Origin of the sequence: Vibrio marisflavi CECT 7928 (genome assembly GCF_921294215.1) — a bacterium.
GTDB lineage: Bacteria > Pseudomonadota > Gammaproteobacteria > Enterobacterales > Vibrionaceae > Vibrio > Vibrio marisflavi.
The window spans coordinates 1,293,163-1,316,103 of the sequence record NZ_CAKLDM010000002.1; the positions used below are offsets into that span (position 1 = coordinate 1,293,163).

21 protein-coding genes and 2 tRNA genes are annotated in these 22,941 nt (G+C 41.5%); all 23 read right to left on the reverse strand.

The features are described 5' to 3' along the window. Positions 1-35: 35 nt before the first annotated feature. Positions 36-467 carry a flagellar export protein FliJ gene (fliJ, locus tag L7A31_RS12685; protein WP_237362096.1) on the reverse strand — a complete coding sequence of 144 codons (432 nt, stop codon included), beginning with the start codon at positions 465-467 and terminating at the stop codon, positions 36-38. After that, positions 464-1,813: a FliI/YscN family ATPase gene (locus tag L7A31_RS12690; protein WP_237362098.1), complete on the reverse strand. Its 1,350-nt coding sequence runs from the start codon at positions 1,811-1,813 to the stop codon at positions 464-466. The genes fliJ and L7A31_RS12690 overlap by 4 nt, the downstream gene beginning before the upstream one ends. Beyond that, positions 1,806-2,486, reverse strand: coding sequence for a FliH/SctL family protein (locus L7A31_RS12695; protein WP_237362100.1), 681 nt, complete (start codon positions 2,484-2,486; stop codon positions 1,806-1,808). Before L7A31_RS12695 ends, L7A31_RS12690 begins: the two co-directional genes overlap by 8 nt. Before the next feature lie 23 nt (positions 2,487-2,509). Beyond that, positions 2,510-3,547 (reverse strand): FliG C-terminal domain-containing protein, encoded by a 1,038-nt coding sequence (locus tag L7A31_RS12700; protein ID WP_237362102.1) that lies wholly within the window; start codon positions 3,545-3,547, stop codon positions 2,510-2,512. Beyond that, the gene (gene fliF / locus L7A31_RS12705) at positions 3,537-5,198 is read right to left on the reverse strand and encodes a flagellar basal-body MS-ring/collar protein FliF (protein WP_237362104.1); all 1,662 of its coding nucleotides are present in this window, start codon (positions 5,196-5,198) and stop codon (positions 3,537-3,539) included. Before fliF ends, L7A31_RS12700 begins: the two co-directional genes overlap by 11 nt. Positions 5,199-5,206: 8 nt before the next feature. Continuing rightward, positions 5,207-5,524: a flagellar hook-basal body complex protein FliE gene (fliE, locus tag L7A31_RS12710; RefSeq protein ID WP_237362106.1), complete on the reverse strand. Its 318-nt coding sequence runs from the start codon at positions 5,522-5,524 to the stop codon at positions 5,207-5,209. A gap of 46 nt (positions 5,525-5,570) precedes the next feature. Next, a complete protein-coding gene (locus tag L7A31_RS12715) occupies positions 5,571-6,962 on the reverse strand; it encodes a sigma-54-dependent transcriptional regulator (protein WP_237362108.1) in 1,392 nt (463 codons plus the stop codon). Then, complete coding sequence (locus L7A31_RS12720) at positions 6,952-7,809, reverse strand: OmpA family protein (RefSeq protein ID WP_237362116.1); 858 nt, start codon at positions 7,807-7,809, stop codon at positions 6,952-6,954. Before L7A31_RS12720 ends, L7A31_RS12715 begins: the two co-directional genes overlap by 11 nt. 655 nt (positions 7,810-8,464) lie before the next feature. Then, on the reverse strand, positions 8,465-10,570 hold the full coding sequence (flhA, locus tag L7A31_RS12725; RefSeq protein ID WP_237362118.1) for a flagellar biosynthesis protein FlhA: 2,106 nt from the start codon (positions 10,568-10,570) through the stop codon (positions 8,465-8,467). A 10-nt stretch (positions 10,571-10,580) separates the two neighbouring features. Continuing rightward, positions 10,581-11,708 (reverse strand): flagellar biosynthesis protein FlhB, encoded by a 1,128-nt coding sequence (gene flhB, locus L7A31_RS12730; RefSeq protein ID WP_237362120.1) that lies wholly within the window; start codon positions 11,706-11,708, stop codon positions 10,581-10,583. Further along, positions 11,709-12,488, reverse strand: coding sequence for a flagellar biosynthetic protein FliR (gene fliR, locus L7A31_RS12735; RefSeq protein ID WP_237362122.1), 780 nt, complete (start codon positions 12,486-12,488; stop codon positions 11,709-11,711). It lies immediately after the preceding gene. Positions 12,489-12,490: 2 nt separating this feature from the next. Continuing rightward, complete coding sequence (locus L7A31_RS12740; protein WP_237362124.1) at positions 12,491-12,760, reverse strand: flagellar biosynthetic protein FliQ; 270 nt, start codon at positions 12,758-12,760, stop codon at positions 12,491-12,493. Between the two features lie 8 nt (positions 12,761-12,768). Then, the gene (gene fliP, locus L7A31_RS12745; protein WP_237362127.1) at positions 12,769-13,521 is read right to left on the reverse strand and encodes a flagellar type III secretion system pore protein FliP; all 753 of its coding nucleotides are present in this window, start codon (positions 13,519-13,521) and stop codon (positions 12,769-12,771) included. Next, on the reverse strand, positions 13,522-13,887 hold the full coding sequence (locus L7A31_RS12750; protein WP_237362130.1) for a FliM/FliN family flagellar motor switch protein: 366 nt from the start codon (positions 13,885-13,887) through the stop codon (positions 13,522-13,524). It abuts the gene before it with no gap. Beyond that, complete coding sequence (locus L7A31_RS12755; protein WP_237362132.1) at positions 13,880-14,746, reverse strand: FliM/FliN family flagellar motor switch protein; 867 nt, start codon at positions 14,744-14,746, stop codon at positions 13,880-13,882. Before L7A31_RS12755 ends, L7A31_RS12750 begins: the two co-directional genes overlap by 8 nt. Positions 14,747-15,289: 543 nt before the next feature. Next, on the reverse strand, positions 15,290-16,192 hold the full coding sequence (locus L7A31_RS12760; protein WP_237362134.1) for a flagellin N-terminal helical domain-containing protein: 903 nt from the start codon (positions 16,190-16,192) through the stop codon (positions 15,290-15,292). A gap of 12 nt (positions 16,193-16,204) precedes the next feature. After that, on the reverse strand, positions 16,205-17,107 hold the full coding sequence (locus L7A31_RS12765) for a flagellin N-terminal helical domain-containing protein (protein WP_237362136.1): 903 nt from the start codon (positions 17,105-17,107) through the stop codon (positions 16,205-16,207). Positions 17,108-17,658: 551 nt separating this feature from the next. Beyond that, positions 17,659-17,735, reverse strand: a tRNA-Val gene (locus L7A31_RS12770). 37 nt (positions 17,736-17,772) lie between these two features. Beyond that, positions 17,773-17,849: transfer RNA gene (locus tag L7A31_RS12775), tRNA-Val, on the reverse strand. 123 nt (positions 17,850-17,972) lie between these two features. After that, positions 17,973-19,934 (reverse strand): PAS domain-containing sensor histidine kinase, encoded by a 1,962-nt coding sequence (locus L7A31_RS12780; protein ID WP_237362138.1) that lies wholly within the window; start codon positions 19,932-19,934, stop codon positions 17,973-17,975. A 196-nt stretch (positions 19,935-20,130) separates the two neighbouring features. After that, on the reverse strand, positions 20,131-22,095 hold the full coding sequence (locus tag L7A31_RS12785; protein ID WP_237362140.1) for a PAS domain-containing sensor histidine kinase: 1,965 nt from the start codon (positions 22,093-22,095) through the stop codon (positions 20,131-20,133). Continuing rightward, on the reverse strand, positions 22,070-22,240 hold the full coding sequence (locus L7A31_RS12790) for a hypothetical protein (RefSeq protein ID WP_237362142.1): 171 nt from the start codon (positions 22,238-22,240) through the stop codon (positions 22,070-22,072). The genes L7A31_RS12785 and L7A31_RS12790 overlap by 26 nt, the downstream gene beginning before the upstream one ends. Before the next feature lie 10 nt (positions 22,241-22,250). Beyond that, entirely contained in the window at positions 22,251-22,922 is a 672-nt protein-coding gene (locus L7A31_RS12795) for a DUF2726 domain-containing protein (RefSeq protein WP_237362144.1), read from the reverse strand. Between the last annotated feature and the right edge of the window lie 19 nt (positions 22,923-22,941).

Here is a 22,941-nt window from a genome sequence, read left to right on the forward strand (position 1 = left end):
TAAGTTTTTCACTTGGTGAAAATGAGATTTTGGTACTAGCGCTTTTTCGCAGCAATAGCAGAATGCGACATTTCATCTAACTGCTTTTGCTCGCGTTTAGCTTGCACTAATTGCCATTTTTCTTTGGTTTTATTGTGCAGTTTTTCCGCGACCTGATGACTAACGTACTGCTCTTTGTATTTCTGCTGAACCCGAAGTTGTTCAGCTTTATATTTATTGACCTCCTGTCGCTGGATTTCAATGGTCTTATGCAATTTATCAGTGAATAACTGAGTATTGCTAATAGTCAGTATATTACAGCGCCCCGGCTTCAAGCCGTATTGTCCAGCAAAGTCTTCAAGCTGCTCAAGCAGAGCTTTTGATTCGGTAACGTTTTGTATTGATCTATTCAGTTCCGACTCTATTTTCTCAAGACGATTTTCTTGTAGCTTCTGCCAAGTATTTAATGTTTGAATTTTTCGTTTCATGCGTTGAAATCTCCACACTTGGTGTGGAGTTCATTCATCCTTAGCTTTGTCTGCTCAAGACTACTGATTTCAAACATCCCTTGACACAAGAACTGTCGAATTTCGTCATACATTTTAATCGCTAAGTCTAACTTCGGATCTGCTCCTTCCTGATAGCCACCCATAGCAACTAGATCAGCAGACTGCTGATAACGAGCATACAAAGACTTGTAGAAGTAGACCTGTCGCAAATTCTCTTCACTGACAATCTGTGGCATCACACGACTGATAGATTGCCCCAATTGAATCGCGGGATAGTGACCAGCCTCAGCCAGTTCTCTATCTAGAACAATATGACCATCTAGGATGGCACGTGTCGCATCCGCTATTGGGTCTTGCTGGTCATCTCCCTCGGCCAAAACTGTATAAAAAGCGGTAATCGAGCCTTGATTTTCCAACCCATTGCCAGCCCGCTCTACTAACTTAGGCAATAAACTAAACACGGAAGGTGGATAGCCTTTGGTCGCGGGAGGCTCACCCACTGCAAGCGCAATTTCACGTTGTGCCATTGCATAACGAGTAAGAGAGTCCATTAACAGAAGTACATCTTTACCTTGATCTCGGTAGTACTCCGCCATTCGATGGGTCAATTCTGCTGCTCTTAAACGCATGACTGGGGAGTCATCTGCAGGTGCGGCAATAACGGTTGCTTTCTTTAAGCCAATTTCACCCAGAGAGTGCTCGATGAACTCTCTCACTTCTCTGCCACGCTCACCAATCAATCCAACAATAACTACGTCTGCTCGGGTATTTCTTGCAAGCATCCCCAATAGGACACTCTTACCAACGCCAGATCCCGCGAACATACCTATCCTTTGACCACAACCTACACTTAACATACCATCTATAGCTCTGACTCCAACTTCCAACTGCTGATCGATAGGTTTACGCGATAAAGGGTTAATTGTTGGTGCATGCCAAGTAATGCTATCGCAGCTTGCCGGTATTGGCTTGCCATCAATAGGAACACCAAGGCCATTTATCACACGACCGAGTAAAGCATCACCAACAGAAATTACACCCTCGCCAACCATTGGAATAACTTTATCACCGGGACGAAACCCTTGAGCATGTATAAGCGGCATCAAATAGAAAGTTTCTTTGTGAAAACCTACCACTTCTGCTTCAATACGAAACCCATCTTGTCGTTCAATACAACATCGATCACCAGTGGCGAGATCGCAACCAGTTGCTTCAAAGGTGAGACCAACTATCCGGCTTAACCTACCATATACCCTAACTAAAGGAATCTTTGACAAGCTCTGATAGACTTTAGCCAGCCGTTGAGTCAGCTCTTTATCACGCATTTCCCTGTTCCAGCATCGCCTCTCGGAACGTTTGTAAGCACTCTTCCGTCCGTCTTTCTATGCGCGCATCGGCCTCTGCGTGTTCAGTCTTTACTATACAGCCACCAACAGCTAGGTTAGGATCGTTGTGCAGCTGCCAATTCTCTACCTGGTCAGGATATTCTCTTTTCAGTAACTCTATATCTTGGGGGTTAAGGTAAATATGCACTTCTTCAATTGAATCAGGTAAATGTGTCGTGGCCTGCTCGACTACATAAAGAATCTGTTCCGGCTGTTGGTTTAACTCTTTTAGCAAAACCTGGCGAACAATATTTTCCACCAAATCACACACCAGTAGCTGATTGCTTTGATGCTGACTTAACAATTGTGACCTCAGTTGACTTTGCAACTGGCCGGCCACTGCAACTAGGTTATCAAGGTTCTGTTTACCCATCATAAGTCCTTGCTCAAAACCTTGCTGGTACCCTTCTTCTTCTCCTTGTAACCGACCTTGCTCACGACCTTCCTCAACACCTTGTTGAAACCCTTGTCGGTATCCTTCTTCCAACTGATCCTGTAACTCAAAATCGACAGTTTCCTTGGGCCCAAGTTCCTCGAATATCTCTGATTCCGGTAGACTGGGCTGTGGGAAAGCAAAGGGGGTACAGCTCGGCTGTTTTTCAGACGGAACCATTGCATCACTTTTCATTTTCTTTGCTACACCATTGGCTCGTTAAATAAACGAAGCTCCACCTCGCCCTGCTCTGCCAAGTCCCTCAGAGTTTGAAGAACCTCTTTCTGAGCCTCTTCAACAACACTCTTCGGCTGAGGTTCTTGACTCTCCATCGCGTCCTGAAGATAGCGGGTCGAGCGGCCAGGCAAGCTATTTAACAGCTTGTCTGTCACATCTGGCTCTGCAAGTTTGAGTGCATTCACCATGACCGTTTTCGGCACTTCCTCCATAAGCCTCACAAGCGTTTCATCACTTTGATGCGCCAAGGAATCGAAACTCAACATAGCATCAACCAAACTCTCCGCGAGCTGATTGTCATTGTCCCTAAACACTTGCAATATGGACTGACTACGTTGCTTATTCATTCTTCCAAGCAAAGAAGCAGCTTGATTAAGGCCACTAACCGAACAGCTTTGGTTGCGTGATAAACCATCAACAAAAAGGTCTAGCACCTGCTCCAACTCCAGCAATGTTTCGGGCTGCAACTCTTTTAAGTTCGCTAAACGATATAACAGATCATTATGTGCTGACTCAGGCAGTAGTAACAGAACTTCATGGGCTTTCTCTGGGGTTAAGCTTGCCAACACCACAGCTTGCAATTGTGGGTGTTCATTGCCGAGCAGCTGAACCAAAGTCGCAGACTCAATCCAATTAAGTTGCATCAAGGTATGACGAATATCATCGCCATACAGACTCTTCATAACATGGCCAGCTAAAGGCTCACCAAGAGCCATATTAAGCGACTTCTCTAAATATTCGCGAGTATGAATACCGGATTGTTCTTGGTAGTCATGGTAAAAATGCTCTACCGCCTGATTGACTTTTTCCTGTGAAAATTCTTCTATCTTTACCATAGCTTCACTCAGGCTTTTCAACTCATCTTGTTCAAGATGTTGAAATACTTTAGCTGTACAGGGTTCTCCCAGACTAAGCAAAATCAACGCTGCTTCTGAAGTACCTGCACTATGATTGTCGTCGTTAGAATGAAGTTTAGATGCCACCTGAGTCATGTTAGTGTCCATTATTTTTTATCCAGAGTTTGATTACCTGTGCCGCTCGTGCCGGATCATTTTCCGCCAACTGTCGCAACTGTTTTAACCTACCGTCCAGGCTTTTATCCAAAGGAGCAAACTTCTGAAATCGCTCATGACGAGGCATTTCGCTTTGTTGATCCTGTAGGAGATTTTCGACAATTTTCTCTGATAAAGCGTCAGCGTCATCGCTGCTAGGTAATGCTAAGTTCGACATTGACTTTTCACCAATAAGCAACCTTGCTAATGGTCGGCCAAGAATCCAAATCAAAGCCAAAGCCAAAATTAACGCTATGCCATATTTCATGTAACCCATGATTAATGGTGATTTCCACCAAGGTAGCTGTGGGGGGGCTATAAACGGTTTACTTGGTAAGAAAGGCATCGGTTCTACGGTTAAGGTATCACCGCGTTTTGCGTTGTACCCTACCGTACTTGCAACTAGCTGTTTAATTTGCGCTAACGCTTGTTCTTTCTGACTTGCTTTAGCACCTTTCTTGGTACCAAGAGCAGCACTGTTGAGAATAACTGCCACAGACAATTTACTGATTGAACCCGGTGTCTGGCTTAGCTTGCTGACCGTTTTGTTCAAAGCAAATTGGCGATGTGTTTCATCATTGTGATTCTCTAATTGTGGTTTTGCGTTTGCTTTTGTCCCTCGAACCTGAGGAGTATTACTTAAAGCTCCTGGAATACCAATAGCTGCCTGCATACCTGTAGTTTGATTATTCTTTATATCTTCACTAACAATATTTCGATCATTTGGAGAGTAGCGCTCCGACATTTGGTCTAAAGTATCAAAGTCCACTTTTGCATTAACTTCCACCTGAAAGTTATTAGCACCAAGAACAGGCGTTAGGATTTCTTTCACCTGCTGAATATATTTATCTTGAACTTGCGTGACATACTTCAATCGCCAGTTCGCTTGCCCGATAGGCTGTTTAAGTTGATTCAGCTCAGCAGTAAGTACATGGCCACTCTGATCTTCAACTGTTACCTTCGAAGGCTTCAGTGCAGGCACTGAACCCGAGACAAGGTTTACAATTGCTTGAACTTGCTCGATATCTAAAGTGCGACCATTTTTTAACTCGACTAAGACTGACGCTTTCGGCTCACCTTCGGCGCGGCCAACAAATTGGTTCTGCTGCGGAATACCAAGATGGACAATGGCATAACCAATAGGGTCAAGAGCCATTATAGAGCGAGCTAACTGGCCTTCTAATCCTTGACGATAGCGAATAGTCTCGACGAATTGAGTCGCACCTATCTCTTGCGGCTTTTCCAACGCTTCCATACCCTCAGGTAAACGGGCCTTGACTCCAGAGGCTGCGAGCTTAATCCTTGCTTGATCCAGCTTTGACGCATCGACTAATACCTGTCCCGTTGACGGGTTAATGCGTGCATCAATATCCGATTTAGATAAAACTGACAGCACCTTAGACTGATCAACAGATTGATAGCGACCATATAGAGGAACGTAACTGATACTTGAACTCCACAACCATAGCACCAACAAAATTGCCACAAGTGCCGCAGAAATGATCATGACACCAAACTGCACTCTACTATTTTTTAACCACTCCATGGATATGCCATTGAGTTTCCCTTTTGATGCGAAGCGCTGCATTAACGTCTTTTCCACTTTGACCTCTAAACTGGCATCTGCATGACATCTTTATAAGCACTAACTGCTTTATTTCGTACTTGAATCAGTGCTGCAAAAGATAAGCTTGCCTTCTCAGCCGACAGCATAGCTCCAGCTAAATCATGGCTCTTTCCCATATCAACATTGTTCATATTCAACGACGCTGTTTGTTGCTGAGCATTCACTGTTTGCAGAGCATTATTCAGAATACTGGAAAAATCTGTGGTTAAAGTAGTCTCACTCCGTATTGGTTGGTCTAACTCCAGCTGCATGCTTTGCATCTGCGCTTGCAGTTGGATAAAAGGATTAACATTACTGTTCATGACTATCTCAAGTTTAATTGGAATAACGATAAATCGGTCTGATCGTCTAAGAAACGATAGAAGCCGACAATACACTATTAATATCTATACCTTGCTCTTTCATCTTCGCTAATCGGTAGCGTAAAGCGCGTGTGGTCACACCAAGATCCGCGGCCGCTTTGGTTCTATGGCCGTTAAACCTCTGGAGTGCATCAATTACTGGCTGAAACTCGTTTGAAATTCCAGCAGTGGGAGGAGTTTCTTTACACTCTTTAGTAGGAATATCCGGGTTAAATGGATCAGTAGTGCCAATCATGGGTTCATAACAATCTTCATCTGCAAGGAGCAAGTCTTTTGCATTTATCACCTCGCCATTACATAAAATAAGAGTACGATGAATAACGTTTTCAAGCTCACGTACATTACCTGGCCACGAGTAATTCTTGAGACGGCTTCTCGCTTGTTCTGTAATCTGGACTTTGCACTGAAAACCCAACTCTTCGCGATAGCGGTCTATAAAGAACTTCGCTAGAGGCAAAATATCATCTCGACGAACTCGCAGTGGTACCCAGCTAAGAGGAAAGACATCAAGGCGATAGAATAAATCTTCTCTAAACTCACCGAGCGAAACTTTCTGTTTTAAATCCTGATTGGTTGCCGCGATAACTCGAAGATCCAGCGACTTCACATGCCTAGAGCCCAAGCGCTCCACTTCCCTCTCTTGTAGAACACGCAACAACTTCGCTTGTAGCTCTACAGGTAACTCACCGATTTCATCAAGAAACAACGTACCCCCGTCAGCCTGCTCAAATTTACCAACGCGGCTATTAACCGCCCCTGTATACGCACCCTTCTCATGTCCAAACAGAATTGATTCCAGCATGCTGGTTGGAATAGCAGCACAATTGACTGCAACAAAAGGAGCTTCACGTCTAGGAGAGTGACGATGAATAAATTGTGCTAAGACTTCTTTACCAGTACCACTCTCTCCGGAGATCAAAACGGTCGCCTGTGTGCGGGCAACTCTTTTAGCTAATTGAAGTGTTCGACGACTTTGCCAATCCTCTGCAATTACGTCGTTTAAGACTGAAAGCCCCGTCAACCCATGAACATGTTGTAATAAAAGTTCTGGATCCATAGGAGATAGGAAAAAATCCTCGGCACCTAAACACATAGCTTTAGCCGCAAGTTCGGAATTGGAGAAATGAATCAAAATTACTAGGCGTGCATCAGGATATTGTACGCGTAGTTGAGCAAAGTGCTCAACGAGTGATTCATTCCAATCCGTTATGGCACAAAGAAGTAAACTTGGCCAGGTATCCTCACTGGCGATGGCTTGCGAATATGAGCTAAACCATTGGCAATGATACCCAGCTTGACGCAAGGTTTTTTGATACAGTTTCCCCTGATTTTTCTGTGGCTCAATTAACAAGATTTCCTGAGTGTTTTCAGACATCATCTTTTCCCCCTGCAGGTTTTTTCACTAGGCGTACAACAACCCGACGATTAAGAGATGATTCCGGATTTCCGATTAAGGCTCGCACACCGTGAGCTCTAACTTGGAGTAAAGAAGGTCGAATGCCCGCTAGCAACAACGACTCTTCCACGTGCTCAGCGCGAATACGTGATAGGCGTAAATTTTCTAATCGATTCCCTTTAGCGTCGCTATAACCATCCACAAGGACAGCAATAACACTAGGATCAGCATTCACATAGAGGCCAATATCACCAATCAGTGACTTTTTAGCATCGCTCAAAGTACTGGAGCCGGAAGAAAAGTAATAGGTCGTTTTCTTAAGCTCTTGAAATCCTTTCGGCAACAAGCCTGCGACACATCTAGCGAATTGATTTTCTGCAGATTGAAAATTAACCGGAGCCAAATCGAAGACAAGGTTGCCGGAGTTTTGCTTGAAATTAATCTGGTACCACTTGCTACTCACCATCCCATTTAAAATATTTACTGGGGCTTGACGCTGCAGCTGTATGTCACCCATTTTATGAGCACTATATCCCTCAACACTCTGCGATGGGTATGTCTTAAGCTCTTGCCACGGAGATGCAGTTTGAGAATAGGAAACCAAGCTTGGAAAATGTACAAAAACTGAGTGAACGTTAAGCGTTAGCCTATTCCCCGCTTCACGTTGAAAATAAATAGTGCCCAGATTGGGGTAGTTCATCGACAATTGACAGCGAAAAACAGAGCCTCTAAATTGCCAGTGAATCGAATCTAGTGAAGGCACTATCACCCTAGCATAAGTACTACTTACAAATAGCGTAAAACATAATGTCAGAAAAGATTTAAACATGTAACTTCATTACTACCGTAGCTATGGAGCTTAACAATTCACTTTAGTTCAAGTATCGAACATAATTTTCATAGTGATTATTTACACATTCTCGGCAATAAAATAATGGTCAAAACAATAGGCATATAAAACCGATTTTAATAACCAAAGAGTGCCTATTTTGGGCAATACACCATGTACTCACAATTAGCAATTACTTAACATAATACTAAGAATTATGAAAAGCCTAACTATAAATTTATCAAGTAAATTTATAGTTAGGAAGGTAACAGGCGCAGAGATAAAATTCAATGGATATTCATAAATTTAAACAATGAAATTATGTTGATTTATTCTATCTATTAGCCAATTGCCCAACAAGCCAAAGGTGAGCCAAACTATCAAAATTAAAAATTTGATAAATATATAAACACAACCTTTTGACATTTAACTTTGTTTGATTCGCTCGTTCATATAATGCACACGCAATATACCGAATGGATAACCAAATAAAATGCAAACAATATACAGAATGAAACACCTAATAAACTGGGAACTTTGTTAGGTTCAATACTTCTATTTAATGTACATTCTGTTCGTATTATTCATTATTACTGTTACAGCTAACTTTCACAAAGAAAACAGTATTGAAAATCAAACATGAATAGTCGATTTATTAGCCCACATTGACCACGATATTTACCCTCTTATCTTCAGGGACCTCACTAAAAGCTATCACTTTGAGCTCTTTGGAGACAATACGGCAAATTCGAGACATCAGTGGCCTCAGTTGTGGTGCAACAAGAAGAATAGGCGTATGCGGTGATTGTTGTAATTGATCAACAGCTAGAGGCAAATGTTGCTGCAGTTGCTCGGAAACGCTGGGTTCAAGAACAATATTTTCTGGCGAAATATTCCCAGCTTGAAATGCTTGATTATAAGCTTGCATCAATAACTTTTCTAAGTCAGCCGACAAAGTTGCAACTGTCAGTTCTGGCTCACTTCCCACCAGATGATATACCAAAAACCGTCCGAGTGTTTTTCGCACCTCACTGCTTAGAAGTACCGGATCTTTGGTCATATCAGCGGAGTCGTTCAACGTAGTCGCAATACTCAGTAAATCAGTAAGTGGGATATCTTCTCGTAGAAGCAAACGAAATACCTTCTGTACCTGCCCGATGCTGAGTTTTTCTGGTACCAGCTCTTTTTGCAAACTGTCGGAGATCTTGCTCAGCTGATTGACCATCTGCTGAACCTCATCATAGTGAAGAAGTTCGGCAAGGTTTTCGATCATCACTTTTCGCATATGGGTGGTAATAACAGAAGCAGGGTCAATTAGGCTATAGCCGAAAGCGGTCGCAACTTCCTGTTTTACCGGGTCGATCCAATAAGCATTAAGACCATAAGCTGGATCTTTTACCACTTTGCCTTCTAGCTCACCAAATACCTCTCCAGGGTTAAGCGCCATCATTTTGTCAGGTTCGACAACACCTCCAGCCATATCGACACCACGAAGTTTAATCCTATATTGTTCTGGTGAGAGGTTCAGGTTATCTCGCACCCTAACTGTAGGTAATAAAAAACCATATCGCTGAGAAAGCGTCTTACGAATACCTTTAATGCGGGACATTAATTCCCCCCCCTGATTCGCATCCACTAAAGGCACCAATCTATAGCCTAGCTCTAAAGAGAGACTTTCCATAATTGGAATATCATGCCAATTGAGTTCTCGATGTGACTCAACTTCCATTTCCTGGACAGTTTTCTCTTGCTGTTCATCCAATTCCAGCTGGGCTAAATCGGGCAAACTGCGCTTGATTAAATAAGCGATACTTGCAATCAACAATCCAAACCCCACAAAAGCAAGATGTGGCATTGAAGGCACAAGGCCGATAACGATAAGTAAGATAGCAACCATCATAGGAACACGAGGGTTTCCAAATAGCTGCAGACTAATCTGTCCTCCGATATCATTCGCATCAGAGATGCGTGTTACCATAATGGCAGCAGAGACTGAGAGGAGCAGTGCTGGAATTTGAGCAACTAAGCCGTCACCGATAGAAAGTAGTGAAAAGGTTTCAAACGCATTGGCGAACCCCATATCGTACTGCATCATGCCGATCACAGTACCACCAATCAGGTTAATAAGTAGAATCAACAAAGCTGCAATGGCGTCGCCTTTTACAAACTTAGACGAACCATCCATTGAGCCGTAAAAATCTGCCTCTTTTGCCACCTCGGCACGACGCCTCTTTGCTTCAATTTGATCTATAACACCTGAGTTTAGATCTGCATCGATAGCCATCTGCTTACCTGGCATTGCATCCAAAGTAAAGCGAGCCGTTACCTCCGATATCCGACCACTACCATTAGTGACAACAATAAAGTTGATTATCATTAAAATTGCGAAAACCACAATGCCGACAACATAGTTACCACCAATCACAACCTGACCAAAGGCATGAATCACCTGCCCTGCCGCTTCACTACCCGTATGACCGTGAAGCAGAACAACACGAGTCGATGCAATGTTTAGGCTAAGGCGCAGTAAAGTCGTGATCAGTAGGACTGTTGGAAATATCGAAAAATCCAATGGCTTTAACGCATACGCAGCAACCAACAACACAATTAACGATAGAGTGATATTAAAGGTGAAAAGAACATCAAGCATCCATGTAGGGATCGGGAGTATCACCATGGCTAAGACCATCAAAACAAAAATAGGAATGCCTAATTTCCGTTGCTGTATGGATGAGAAGGTTGTGATCAGTTTTTCTTTCATAAAGCTTCAATCAATATTGTAGATAGTCGGGAATCACATAATGTGGCAAGCTAGGTTTGACCCCTCTACCACCTTGGTATTCATTTATTCGTTTGACATAAACTAAAATTAGAGCCACCGCATGATAGAGCTCTACTGGAATCGACTGATCCAGCTTAGTCGTGTAGTAAATCGAACGAGTCAAATCCGGTATAGTTAATACCATTGTCTTATGCCTTTGCGCTTCTTGGCGAATCTGCTCTGCCATAAAATCTACACCTTTCGCAACAAGTACAGGTGCAGCGTCTTTCTCAGGTTTATAGCGAATCGCGACCGCGTAGTGTGTTGGGTTAACAAACACAGCATTGGAATCTTGCACTGCTTGAGAAATGCGTCGACGGCTCATCTCTTTCTGACGTCGACGCAATTGAGCCTTCACTTCAGGCTTACCTTCGATCTCTTTATATTCGTCTTTGGCCTCTTGAACCGTCATACGTAGTTTTTTGTAATATTCCCAGCGCTGATAAGGAATCTCCAATACTGCAATCAGAACCAAGCTTAGCGACATAATGAAAAAACCATGCCAAAGCAATTGGTTAAACTGTAGTAAAGCAAGGTCTAGTGGGTAGCGATTTAAACTGAGAATTGTGGGCATATCACTTCGCATAACGAAATAAAGCGTGAAGCAAACGAGTAGGACTTTAAAAAAAGATTTAACGAGTTCAACTAGAGATTTCATACCAAACATGCGCTTAAAACCACTCAGTGGATTAATCTTTTTGGCACTTGGTTTTAAGCTTTCAGCGGAAAAGTTCAAGCCACCTATCAATAAGCCGCCAGCAATCGATAAAATTTTCAATAGCAGCAGCATTGGTAACACCAAGCCGATAAAATCACAAAAAGCCTGACCTATATGAGCCAGTAACCGTTGATTATCGAATAGAGCTTTATGGCTATAGCGCAAGTTAAACGACAACAAACCTTCAAGGTGAGTTGCCATCATCGGAATAAAGAGTTTCAGCCCTAATGCCGTACCCAACATAGCTAATGCACTGCCCAGCTCTTTAGAACGAAAGATATCACCCTTCTTTCGGGCCTTACGGATCTTTTCCGGCGTAGCATCAAGAGATTTCTCTTGGGAGCTGTCATTTTCAGCCATTTAACGCCCTCCCATTAGCTGATTAAGCAAGCCTAAAAGATGCTCGAAAAGTTGATTAAACTGAGATGGTAAACTGTTGAACGTTAAGGCGATAATAACGACACCTAAAAGGATATTCATCGGGAATCCTAACGAATAAATATTGAGCTGTGGAGCTGCTCGGTACATCAAGCCAAAAGCAATATTCACCAGCAACATAGCAGTGACAGCTGGCAAAATGAGCAACAAAGCCGAACCGAAAATCCATGCCGCCATATGAGGAATCAGCATCAGCTGCTGACTATTGAAAAACGTTAACCCTATAGGTAATTGCTGAAAACTATTGATCAAGATTTGTAGTGCAAGTAGATGGCCATTAAGCTTGAAAAATAGCAGAATCACAGCAGCCTGATAAATATTACCCAATACTGTTACTGAAACCCCATTTACTGGATCGTTCATGGAGCCAAGGCTTAATCCCATCTGAGTGGAAACAATCTGACCGGCCATAGTGAATATGGTAAAAAACAGTACAAGACCAAAACCAAACACAACACCAATCAACAACTGCTGTAACGTTAGGCCAATTGCCGACAATGAAAATGGGTCTATTGCAGGGACGTTATGGATAAACGGGCCGACCAACAGAGTCAGGAACATTGCTAATAGCAGTTTTAGCCTATTGCTTATTAGGACTGAGCTGAATATAGGCATGGTGATTAATGCTGCTAGAATCCGCAAGAATGGCCACCAAAATTGGCCAATAAGTGTGCTTAGCTGAGCAAAGGTTAGAGCAAACATTATCAGTTAATTAACTGCGGAATACTTATAAACAGGTGCTGACAAAAGTTCACCAATTGATAAAGCATCCAATGACCGCCGAATCCTATTGCGGCGAAAGTAATTAATAGCTTGGGCAAAAACGATAGGGTTTGCTCATTCACCTGTGTTGCCGCTTGGAACAGGCTGATCACTAAGCCAATCAATAGTCCCGGTAGAACTACAAAGGTGACCAGAGTGCTAGCCAGCCAGAGCGCCTGACGAAATACTATTGAACCTGACTGAATATCCATAAAGTCGCTCAATGCCCAAAGCTATGCGCTAAAGAAGAGAATGTTAAGTCCCAGCCATTTACAACAACGAAAAGCAGTAGCTTAAAAGGCAAGGAAATAACCAGAGGTGAAAGCATCATCATCCCCATTGACATCAAAACACTTGATACAACCAAGTCAATGATCATAAAAGGAATATATATATAAAAACCGATTTCAAATGCTGTTTTCAGTTCACTCAATACGTAGGCCGGAATCACCAAAGTAAAAGGAATTTTAGCGAGTGGAGTATGTTCGTTCATCTTGGCTAGGTTTAACATCAGTGCCAAATCGGTTTTCCGAGTCTGTGCCAACATAAAATGCCTTAACGGAAGTTCAGCATTCTGTGCAGCTTGAACCAAACTAATTTTATTCTCCTGATAGGGTTGATAGGCATTTTTGATGATCTTGTTCAGTACAGGGTGCATCACAACCAAAGTCAAGCTTAACGCTATTCCTATCAGCACTTTGTTTGGAGGACTCTGCTGCAAGCCTAGAGCCTGACGCAATATGCCTAATACAATGACTATTCTGGTAAAACTGGTGAGCAATAGTAGAGCAGCAGGAAGAAAGCTCAATGCTGTCATCAGCAACAAAATTTGCATTTTTACAGAGTACTGATCACCTGTCGGAGTATGGGTAACAGAAAGTAAAGGTAAACCAGCTGGTACAATGTTACTTACAGAATCAGCAAAAGCGGGCAGACTAAGCAATACTAGCGTTAGTAGGAAATAGCGCTTCATTTAGATTGCATTCTGTCTATTTGATTGTTCAACCAACTGAGTGATCTTTAAGCCAAATTTATTGTCAATCGCTACCGCTTCAGCGTAAGCAATCAACTTACCATTCACTTTTACCTGTAACTGGCAATTTGTATCTTGGTCTAGAGCGATCAACGAGCCTGGACCCACTTTCATTAGCTCACCCATACTAATTTCTGTAGAAGCGACTTCTAACGTAAGTGTCACTGGAATATCAACAAAACGGCTCAGCCCAGAAGAAGCTGGATCTTCCATTCCATCTAAAATAGCATCATTGAGATCATCAAATAGTTTGTCATCATCATTTAGCAGAGAATCAATATTATCAAGAGAAGCGTTGTCAGTCATGAGAGAACCCAATAGTTAGATTTTGTTTTATTTGTAGTGATTTTTCGCCAGAATGATCGACAATTTGCCCTTTATACAATGACTTGTGGCCACAAAGCACGTCCACCACTCCGGGAGAACGAATTAGTAGAACATCGCCAACTTTCAAGTTAGTCAATTGTGATAAAGAGATTTGTTTTTCGGAAAGCACAGAGTTGAGTTTAACGGTCACTTCTTCAAGCAAAGGCTCGACTTGAGCGATCGATTGCGACGCAGTATCCTGTTTCTCATCTAACACCGAAAACAATTCAGCAGGCCAATAAAGGTTGATATTAAAGTTAAGTGAACCTAACTGAATTAAAAACTTTTGCTGGTAATAATATCCGAGAGCGATTCCCCGCTCAGCACTCTCAGCTAAACTGAAATCAAGTTTAATCCACTCACCCAAGCTTATCTCTTCCAGCAAGTTATTAGCGATACGCCTTGCCAAACGGATTTCTGTCTGACTAATTTGTCGCTCAGAATTGCTAGATAAACTATTTCCTCCGAAAAATATCTCAGCTAGCTCCTGCAATGCTGCAGTGGATATAGAAATAGCAGCCGATAACGAGTGTTTCTTGTCAACTATCTGACAGCAATAGTCTTCATCTTGAATACCAGACAAATATTGGCAGCGACTAACTTGATACTGAATGCTTGGCTCTATTTTGAAGCTTTTGATAAGCGATTCTTTAATACGAGGAACTAATTGAGAAGCAAATCGTTTAACCATCGCAAATTGGTTAGGCTCACGTTCTCCGGGATTGCAAAGATCCAAAGGGCGAATAGAAAGTTGCTCTGACTTAGATTGCAACCTTGCGTATTTTTGAGGGAATAGCACGCAGATAGTTTCCTATAAGCACATACTCTTTACTACATATACAACCCGCATCTCTAAGTTGATTCCCATATACATGAAATCAACTCAGAGATAAAGTCAAGTATTTATATGAAATATAAGTAATGTAATTAATGTTACTGGAACTAATTGTAATAGAAGTAATATGATAGGTGAAGAGAAAAGTTCACTATAAATTAACGACAATTGCTCAAAAAATAACACTATAAAGATTTAGAAGTGATATAGGCCCTAATTCGGTATTATGATAAAAACGAACTTGAGCCTTTTCTATACAGGCATTATACAACTCTCCAAGTTAATTAATTACACGAAAAAAATCAGTAAACGGTATGGAGCACTCATTAACTTGTTATATTTATCAATATGTGTAACTTATTTCTCAATCAGATTGGGTTATATTAACTTGACACAGAAAAAACACTAAATATCTAATCCCTAAAACGTATTTTAATAATCTCGCTGCTCAGCTAGAATTAACCTCTTCAAAAACTATCGAGAAGCGAGACTATATTTTGAGCTAAATTAAAGCATTTGACTTAGCTGCTGAGAAAGCTGCTTAACATTGGTTACGTTAGTTTTCACCATACCAATTAGAGTCGTTTGACGTGATTGAACAAGCGCTAGGCTTTGCGCGGCCGATGAATAATCTGTTTGAGTTGAGTTAGTCGCTGCTTTTTGAGTAGTAGAGATTTGCGCACCAAGATTTTCAGAAGTAGATTGCATCTTATTCAAACCAGTAGTGACTTCATCTAAATCAGACTGAATGTTCGAGATCGCTGTATTTACAAGCTTTAGAGCAGCTTTTGCATCAGTGGAATTATCTAATTTAGCGTTAGCTAAATTGCTAAAATTCAGATCTTTAGTCAAATCGTTCGTAACTGAAAAACCACCTTGCCCCCCTGCACCATCTGTCGCGTATATTAATCCCGTACCGCTATTCGCTACACTTTGTAGGAGGCCACCTGTATATGTGGTTGTCGAGCCAGATGTTGAATTGGTCGTAGTCTTAATTGTTAATAGTAGGGATTGACCGTTGTATTTTGATCCAGTTGCCGCGCTGGTCGATTGACTCAGAAGCGAGTCCCATTGACCCGAAAGGTCAGTGTAATCTCCTGATCCATTCGCGTTATTTTCAGCTTTGATCGCAACCTGCTTGGCTTGATTTAACAAACTCAATATTTTGGTGAAACTCGTTTGAGCCAAGCCCAATGCACTTGAAGCATTCACCAGTGAGTTTTTCACTGTGGTTAAACTTGTCGCAGTGTTTTCTTGATTCATGTAAATCTCATACGCATCCGCATCCGCATTTTGGGTAATGCGCATACCTGAAGTCAATTGATTTGACCACTTATTCATTTCGTTCGAAATATTTGTACTTTGGTCGGCTAAATTAAATGCCCACGACTGTTGAAGATATAGTGCCATTAGTGACTCCTATTAAAGCATTTGGCTAAGTTGCTGAGAAAGTTGCTTAACATTGTTAACATTGGTTTTTACCATACCAATCAGGGTCGTTTGACGAGATTGAACAAGCGCTAGACTTTGGGCAGCAGATGAATAATCTGTTTGGGTTGAGTTAGTCGCCGCTTTTTGAGTAGTAGAGATTTGCGCACCAATGTTTTCAGAAGTAGACTGCATCTTATTTAAGCCTATAGTGACTTCATCTAAATCAGATTGTACGGCAGCAATCTTGCTATTTATGTCCTCTAGTGCAGTCTTGGCATTTCCTGAGCTCGCCATATCAAGGCCATATAACGCAGTAAAATCCAAATCCCCAGTTCCGCTGCCTGTACCAGCAAGTGAACTACTAAGCTTGGTAGTATCTTGCCCCCCTTCACCATCGGTTGCATATATTAAACCTGTACCACCACTTCCCAATAATCCGGCCTTGAATGTGTAGTTCATAGTGCCAGTGCCAGGAGTTGCGTTTAGAAGCAAATTCTGGCCATTGTACTTAGTATTGTTGGCAGTCGTTTGCGCTTCCTGCAACAGTGATTGCCAATTCCCCTTAAGGTCAGTGTAAGCAGCTGTTCCATTGGTGTTGTCTTCTGCCTTGATCGCAACCTGCTTTGCTTGGTTTAAATATTTCAATATGGAGGTAAGGCTATTTTGCGCGAGACTTAATGCGCTTGAGCTATTGACTAGTGAGTTTTTCACTGTGGTCAAGCTAGTAGCCGTATTCTCTTGATTCATGTAAATTTCATACGCATCTGCATCACCATTTTGGGTAATGCGCATACCTGAGGTCAACTCATTTGACCACTTGTTCATTTCGTTAGAAATATCTGTACCTTGGTCCGCCAGATTAAACGCCCATGATTGCTGAAGGTAAAGAGCCATAAGAAAGTCCTAGTAATCGTTGATATTAACGGTTCTATGTTACATTCGACCATAATGTGGCTATGTATAGGGTAGGAATAAAAATTTTCGTTGATCAGCTTCAACTAGACTGTACGCTTCATTAAGCGACATTTTACTGATACAGATTAACTGGGCTTAGGTACCCAAAGACATCGTACCTTCTCTTCTAATTATAACTCTAACTCGATGGACTCGAAGAAGTTTGAATGACACGTGTCTCTAATTAGTATTAGCTAATATGTATTGATAAAGCCTGATTTCAGCGACATCTTAATACTGCAAATTGTGCTGCTTGTACTGTAGATATACATATTGAGCTACTAATAGTAGTGTAGCAATGAGCTGGGCACAAATGGGCACCAGCGTGCCCATTTGTGCCTAACAAGATGTAGGTCAACGTAGACTATCTGCATAAGTCAGAATATTTATGCAGTGCGAATTTTAGGATTTAAAGAAGAAAAACGAAGACAATTTGAAAAGATTCCAGATACAACAAAGCCAAGCTAAGCGCTTGGCTTTGTTGTCAAACTTGGTGGGTCCGGGCGAACTCGAATCGCCGACCCCCGCCATGTCAAGGCGATACTCTAACCAACTGAGCTACGGACCCAAATTTTTGTTCTTTTGCATAAGTATGCGTTAAGGAGTGGTGGGTCCGGGCGAACTCGAATCGCCGACCCCTACCATGTCAAGGTAGTACTCTAACCAACTGAGCTACGGACCCATTCCTTAAGAACGAGAAGGATATTAGCGAGAGTTTGATTGCTGTGCAAGTACAAATTGTTGATTTATGAGTTAACTGGCGAACATATCACCGGGATGGGTAATTTTCAGTCTTTACGCTTAGTTAAGGCGTATAAGGTATAACAATATGGAAACGGACACCCTCGTTTACCGCTGCATCGCAGTCAATTTTACCTCTTAGTAATTGCACAACTAAATTGTAAACAACATGCGTCCCTAACCCACTACCACCAAGCCCTCTTTTAGAGGTTACAAATGGATCGAAGATACGGTCTGCTATTTCCGCATCCAAGCCACGGCCCGTATCTCGATAATCAATATACACATGATCGCCGTTGCGTTTTATCTCGATGTAGATTTTTTTCTCACCTTCCCAATCTTCAAACCCATGAATAATCGAGTTAATAATCAAGTTTGAGTATATTTGTACGAAACTACCTGGGAAGCTGGTCAAATTAAGGTCTTTCTCACATTCAACTACAACTTCACAATGCGCTTTCTTAAGCTTGTGATGTAATGAAGCAATAACCTGGCCTAAGTTCTCCGCCATATTGAAGTTATAGCTTGCCTCGCTTGATTGATCGACGGCAACTTGTTTAAAGCTCTTAATCAGCTCTGACGCTCTAGTTAAACTATTGGCTAGAATATCCGATGAATCATTTAGGCATTCAATAAATGCATTCACATCTTCTTCGGTCAATTTTTTATCTTTAAATTGTTGCTCAAAAATATCTGTCTGCTCTTGTAAAAACGAAGCTGCAGTAACACACACTCCAATTGGAGTATTGACCTCATGAGCAACACCTGCGACTAGCTCTCCTAAACTCGCCATCTTCTCAGACTCGACAAGAATGTCTTGCGTTTGCTTTAGCTCCGTCACTGCTTTGGTAAGTTGCAAATTGCTTTCTTCGAGGCTAGAAGTGCGCTCACGAACTTTTTGCTCTAGTTGCTCGTTGAGCAACTTAAATTCCAATTGCACTTCTTTTAAGTCGGTAACATCGTAGCCAAATCCGATGTAATACTCTAACTCTTCGTTTTGGTAAAAAGGAACAAAATTCCAAACAACAGTGCTGAGCTGTCCAGCGTGATCAAGCATGACGATTTCAAGGTCATTGATTTCACCGCTGTAGCGAATCTTGTCGACTATACCTTGCTTGTTATCATCTTGCGCAAACAAATTTAGCCAATTTCGACCATTCAACTGCACAGCGGTTAAACCAGTTATTTTCTCACCACTTGGGTTTATCGTCTCGATGGTCATGTCTTCATTTAGACAGCAGATGATTGTGCTCGACGTCTTTATTATCGTGTCTGAGAAGTCTCTTTCTTGTTGGAGCTGTATATTTGAGTGCTTTTTCGCTTCGAGTTCATCGATAATTTTCTTTCGCATATCGTTGATAGTTTCTGCGAGCATATCCAACTCGTCAGGAGTGCTTCTAGTGTGTCTTCCCTCAAGCACTAAAGGGCTCCCACTAGGGCTTAAATCGAGATGCTTGGTGTATTGAACAAACTTGTTGATATGGCGAATAACGAGAAGATATATAAGCCACAATATGACGATGGAAACAACAAACGTTTTCACGCCTTGGCTAACTAAAATGATTACCGACTTGTTTAAAATTCGATCATAGACCTCATCTAAAGTCGCAGCAACAAATAGCTTACCAACCAGCTGCCCTTGATAGACTAGATCAAACTCCCTGCTAATATCGTATTTCTTTTTTATCGCACCTCGCTCGATGAGCGGTACTAACGCATCACCTAATATCTCTTTTACTACTACATACTGCATATTCGGGAGTCTCATTATCCCATCAAGTTGAACTTCGACCTGCGCTTGATCCAAGTTCCAGTAACTAGTTGCAATCGACTCTAAGAAACTCACTTCGATTTGATCGATACTATTTTCTATTTGACCAACATCTTGCCTATAGTCCCAAAACAGCTGAACCGCAGTAATAACAACAGCCAGAACACTACTACAAAGAAGAATGTATGAGAGTAAGCGAAATGAAAGGCTTTGTTGACTAGCGATGTTTTTGAAACTTGGCTTCAATTTAGGCATCCACATTATCCTTGCTCAGGAACATTATCTTCTTCCCTTTATGTGTTTTGGCCATGAGTAAAATCATTTACTAACAAAGTATGGACGGAGCTAGAAAAATTGCCAATTTTGTCCATGCATATTCCCGCAATAAACTTTAAAATTTTCAATCTAATACCCAATTTGCTCCGTGCTGAGTCTGATCGACTCTTAACTCTTAACTCTTATACGGTAGATCAATTAAAAACCGGACACCTTCGGTAACTTTACTATCACAGGTAATGTTCCCTTTTAGAAGTTGAACAACAAGGTTGTAAATTACATGCGTCCCTAAGCCACTTCCTCCGGCACCTCTTTTGGTCGTAACAAATGGGTCAAAGATTCTATCTACCATATTTTTCTCGATGCCTTTGCCAGTGTCGCAGTAATCTATAAATAAGCGCCCTTGTTTTTGTTCAATAGAAATATGAATTTTCCTGTCGCCTTCCCAGTTTTCAAAACCATGGATAATAGAGTTAATCACTAAATTGGAGTAAATTTGAGCGAAGCTTCCCGGAAAGCTAGTAATGGTTAAATCAGGATCACATTCAGTCGTAACTACGCTATTGGATTTTTTCAGTTTGTGGTTTAAAGACGTTAGTACTTGTTGTAGGTTCTCATCAACATTAAATCGGTAACACGCCTCACTCGACTGATCGACCGCGACTTGCTTAAAGCTACGAACTAGCTGCGAAGCTCGGTTTAAACTACCTATTAATAGATCGGTTGATTCATTTATACCAGCGGTAAAATCTTCTATATCTGACTCTGTCAATTCCCTGCTTTCAGTCACTCTTGATAAATCACGTGATTGGTCACGCAGAAAAGAAGCCGCAGTCAAACTGATACCAAGAGGAGTATTTATTTCATGAGCTATCCCTGCAACCAAGCTCCCTAAACTCGCCATTTTTTCTGACTCAACCAGAATGGTCTGCGTTTGCTGCAGCTGATCGAAGGCTTCCGCAAGCTGTTTGTTACTATTTTCTAAACTTAACGTTCTTTCCGCCACCTTAGATTCTAGGCTTTCATTGAGGCTATTTAATTCAATTTGAATATTCTTCAAGGACGTTACATTGTAACCAAATGCGATATATTGCTGTAATTCGCCTTGCTGATAAAAAGGTACAAAACTCCAAATTAGAACGCACTTACCATGCTCCGGTGTGATCATCTCCAATTCTTGTTCATGCAGACTGGATGAATTTTGTATTTGTGATGTGAGGAGCTGAACATCAATATCATGTGAAAAGATAGACAACCAGTTTTTCCCCAACATATCGTCTCGAGTGATACCGGTAAGTTTTTCACCAGCACTGTTCATTGTTTTAACCGATAAGTCTTTATCGATACAGCAAATCACGGTGCTTGAAGACTCAATAATTGTCTCAGAGAATTCTTTTTCTACAACCAGCTGTTGGTTTGCCAACTTACGTTCATCCAATTCTAAATGTATTTTCTCTCTCATTTCATTTATCGTGCGAGTTAAGATATCCAATTCATCTGGGTGCTTTGGCTCAACCTCTCGGCCAACAAGCTTTAATGACTGACCGAACTCCTCAAAATTAAGTGAATACGTATACTTAGCCATACGGTTCAGATGACGTATTAAAAGAAGGTGAATTATCCAAAGAATGGCTATAGAAACGATAAAGGTTTTAATCATTTGGCTGACTAACAATAACGCTGACTTCTCTATCAACCTCTGATAAACCTCATCAAGAGAAGCGGCAACCAGCAACTTTCCTACCACCTCCTCTTCAAATACCAACTCGAACTCGCGTTGAATATCAAAACTATCTTTAAGTGTTCCTCTTTCTATTAAAGGAGCATCACTTTCTTCTGTTCCCTCAGACACCATAACGTACGTCATATTAGGAAAGTTCATAATACCTTCAACTTGAACGCGTATCTGATCCTCATCGAGGCTCCAGTAACTCGCAGCTATAGGTTCAATGAAGCTTGCTTCAATCTGATCGATATTATTCCGAATTCTTTTTACATCGTGCTGATAGTCCCACAGAAGCTGGGTTGCAGTAATGATAAGAGCGAGAAATGTGCTGCAAAGTAGAATATAAAACAATATCCGATTGGACAGGCTTCGCCGATTAAATAATTTGTTAGACTTGGCCAATATTCCCTGCATCAATTACCATCCTTGGGCAGTATAGAGCTTTACCTTTCGTTTTATTCAGTATGGTCGCAAGGTGCAGAATGTCCAACTTGGTTGCGCTGAAACTGAGGAAGTTTGGGCTATGTTCAATAGCCCCAATCCTTGCGGCTATTTCCATTTAAGATGTTCTACTCTTCATGCGCCCCATCTTCAGTTTCAAAAACAACATTGTAATTTTCTGTGTACGTACATTGAGGCTGGCGGCTACAAGTAAAGAAACGCCGCCCTTTGTGTTCGCCCACACTTGCTATACGAATAACCATTGGGCTTCCACATTTTTTACAAAACCGAATGTCCCCATCCTCTTCAATTAAGTCGATATGAGCAGCAAGTAACCTTCTAAGTCGACTGACTTGGTAACTATGCCTAACCGAAGTTCCTATAAGAGGAATCCCAGCAGACTTACAAACGTGAATAAGCAGCTTTTCTCTTTCTACTTTTCCTTTGTTAAGTTCTAACCCATTATCTAGCTCTATAACGACCCGTACTTCCATAGTTCGAGGATCACAAACAACATAGTCGAAGTAGCTCTTTGCAATACGTTGATTCGCGACAAACCACTGCTTTTTGTTTCTCGCTTCCGGACCAACAACGCTAGTCATGCTAACTTTTGTCATAACAACACCGTTGTCTCCAACAGCTGTTTTTAAGGCATTAAAAAAGGCCCCTTCTTTTAAATTAAGTAAAGGCCCTTTCTTCTTGTAGTTACTCTCTTTTAACAAATCTTGTTTGACTAGTTTCTTTTGTGCCAGAATAAAAAAAATGACCAACAGGACAAAAATTATAATTATGTTTTCCATCTATTCGCCTGATATTTAA

What these genes read in the sequence shown, in the direction of transcription:
- fliJ (WP_237362096.1), bottom strand. Translation starts at nt 467, where the DNA reads ATGAAACGAAAAATTCAAACATTAAATACTTGGCAGAAGCTACAAGAA.
- L7A31_RS12690 (WP_237362098.1), bottom strand. Translation starts at nt 1,813, where the DNA reads ATGCGTGATAAAGAGCTGACTCAACGGCTGGCTAAAGTCTATCAGAGC.
- L7A31_RS12695 (WP_237362100.1), bottom strand. Translation starts at nt 2,486, where the DNA reads ATGGTTCCGTCTGAAAAACAGCCGAGCTGTACCCCCTTTGCTTTCCCA.
- L7A31_RS12700 (WP_237362102.1), bottom strand. Translation starts at nt 3,547, where the DNA reads ATGGACACTAACATGACTCAGGTGGCATCTAAACTTCATTCTAACGAC.
- fliE (WP_237362106.1), bottom strand. Translation starts at nt 5,524, where the DNA reads ATGAACAGTAATGTTAATCCTTTTATCCAACTGCAAGCGCAGATGCAA.
- L7A31_RS12715 (WP_237362108.1), bottom strand. Translation starts at nt 6,962, where the DNA reads ATGATGTCTGAAAACACTCAGGAAATCTTGTTAATTGAGCCACAGAAA.
- L7A31_RS12720 (WP_237362116.1), bottom strand. Translation starts at nt 7,809, where the DNA reads ATGTTTAAATCTTTTCTGACATTATGTTTTACGCTATTTGTAAGTAGT.
- flhA (WP_237362118.1), bottom strand. Translation starts at nt 10,570, where the DNA reads ATGAAAGAAAAACTGATCACAACCTTCTCATCCATACAGCAACGGAAA.
- flhB (WP_237362120.1), bottom strand. Translation starts at nt 11,708, where the DNA reads ATGGCTGAAAATGACAGCTCCCAAGAGAAATCTCTTGATGCTACGCCG.
- fliR (WP_237362122.1), bottom strand. Translation starts at nt 12,488, where the DNA reads ATGTTTGCTCTAACCTTTGCTCAGCTAAGCACACTTATTGGCCAATTT.
- L7A31_RS12740 (WP_237362124.1), bottom strand. Translation starts at nt 12,760, where the DNA reads ATGGATATTCAGTCAGGTTCAATAGTATTTCGTCAGGCGCTCTGGCTG.
- fliP (WP_237362127.1), bottom strand. Translation starts at nt 13,521, where the DNA reads ATGAAGCGCTATTTCCTACTAACGCTAGTATTGCTTAGTCTGCCCGCT.
- L7A31_RS12750 (WP_237362130.1), bottom strand. Translation starts at nt 13,887, where the DNA reads ATGACTGACAACGCTTCTCTTGATAATATTGATTCTCTGCTAAATGAT.
- L7A31_RS12760 (WP_237362134.1), bottom strand. Translation starts at nt 16,192, where the DNA reads ATGGCACTATATCTTCAACAGTCGTGGGCATTTAATTTAGCCGACCAA.
- L7A31_RS12765 (WP_237362136.1), bottom strand. Translation starts at nt 17,107, where the DNA reads ATGGCTCTTTACCTTCAGCAATCATGGGCGTTTAATCTGGCGGACCAA.
- L7A31_RS12780 (WP_237362138.1), bottom strand. Translation starts at nt 19,934, where the DNA reads ATGCCTAAATTGAAGCCAAGTTTCAAAAACATCGCTAGTCAACAAAGC.
- L7A31_RS12785 (WP_237362140.1), bottom strand. Translation starts at nt 22,095, where the DNA reads ATGCAGGGAATATTGGCCAAGTCTAACAAATTATTTAATCGGCGAAGC.
- L7A31_RS12790 (WP_237362142.1), bottom strand. Translation starts at nt 22,240, where the DNA reads ATGGAAATAGCCGCAAGGATTGGGGCTATTGAACATAGCCCAAACTTC.
- L7A31_RS12795 (WP_237362144.1), bottom strand. Translation starts at nt 22,922, where the DNA reads ATGGAAAACATAATTATAATTTTTGTCCTGTTGGTCATTTTTTTTATT.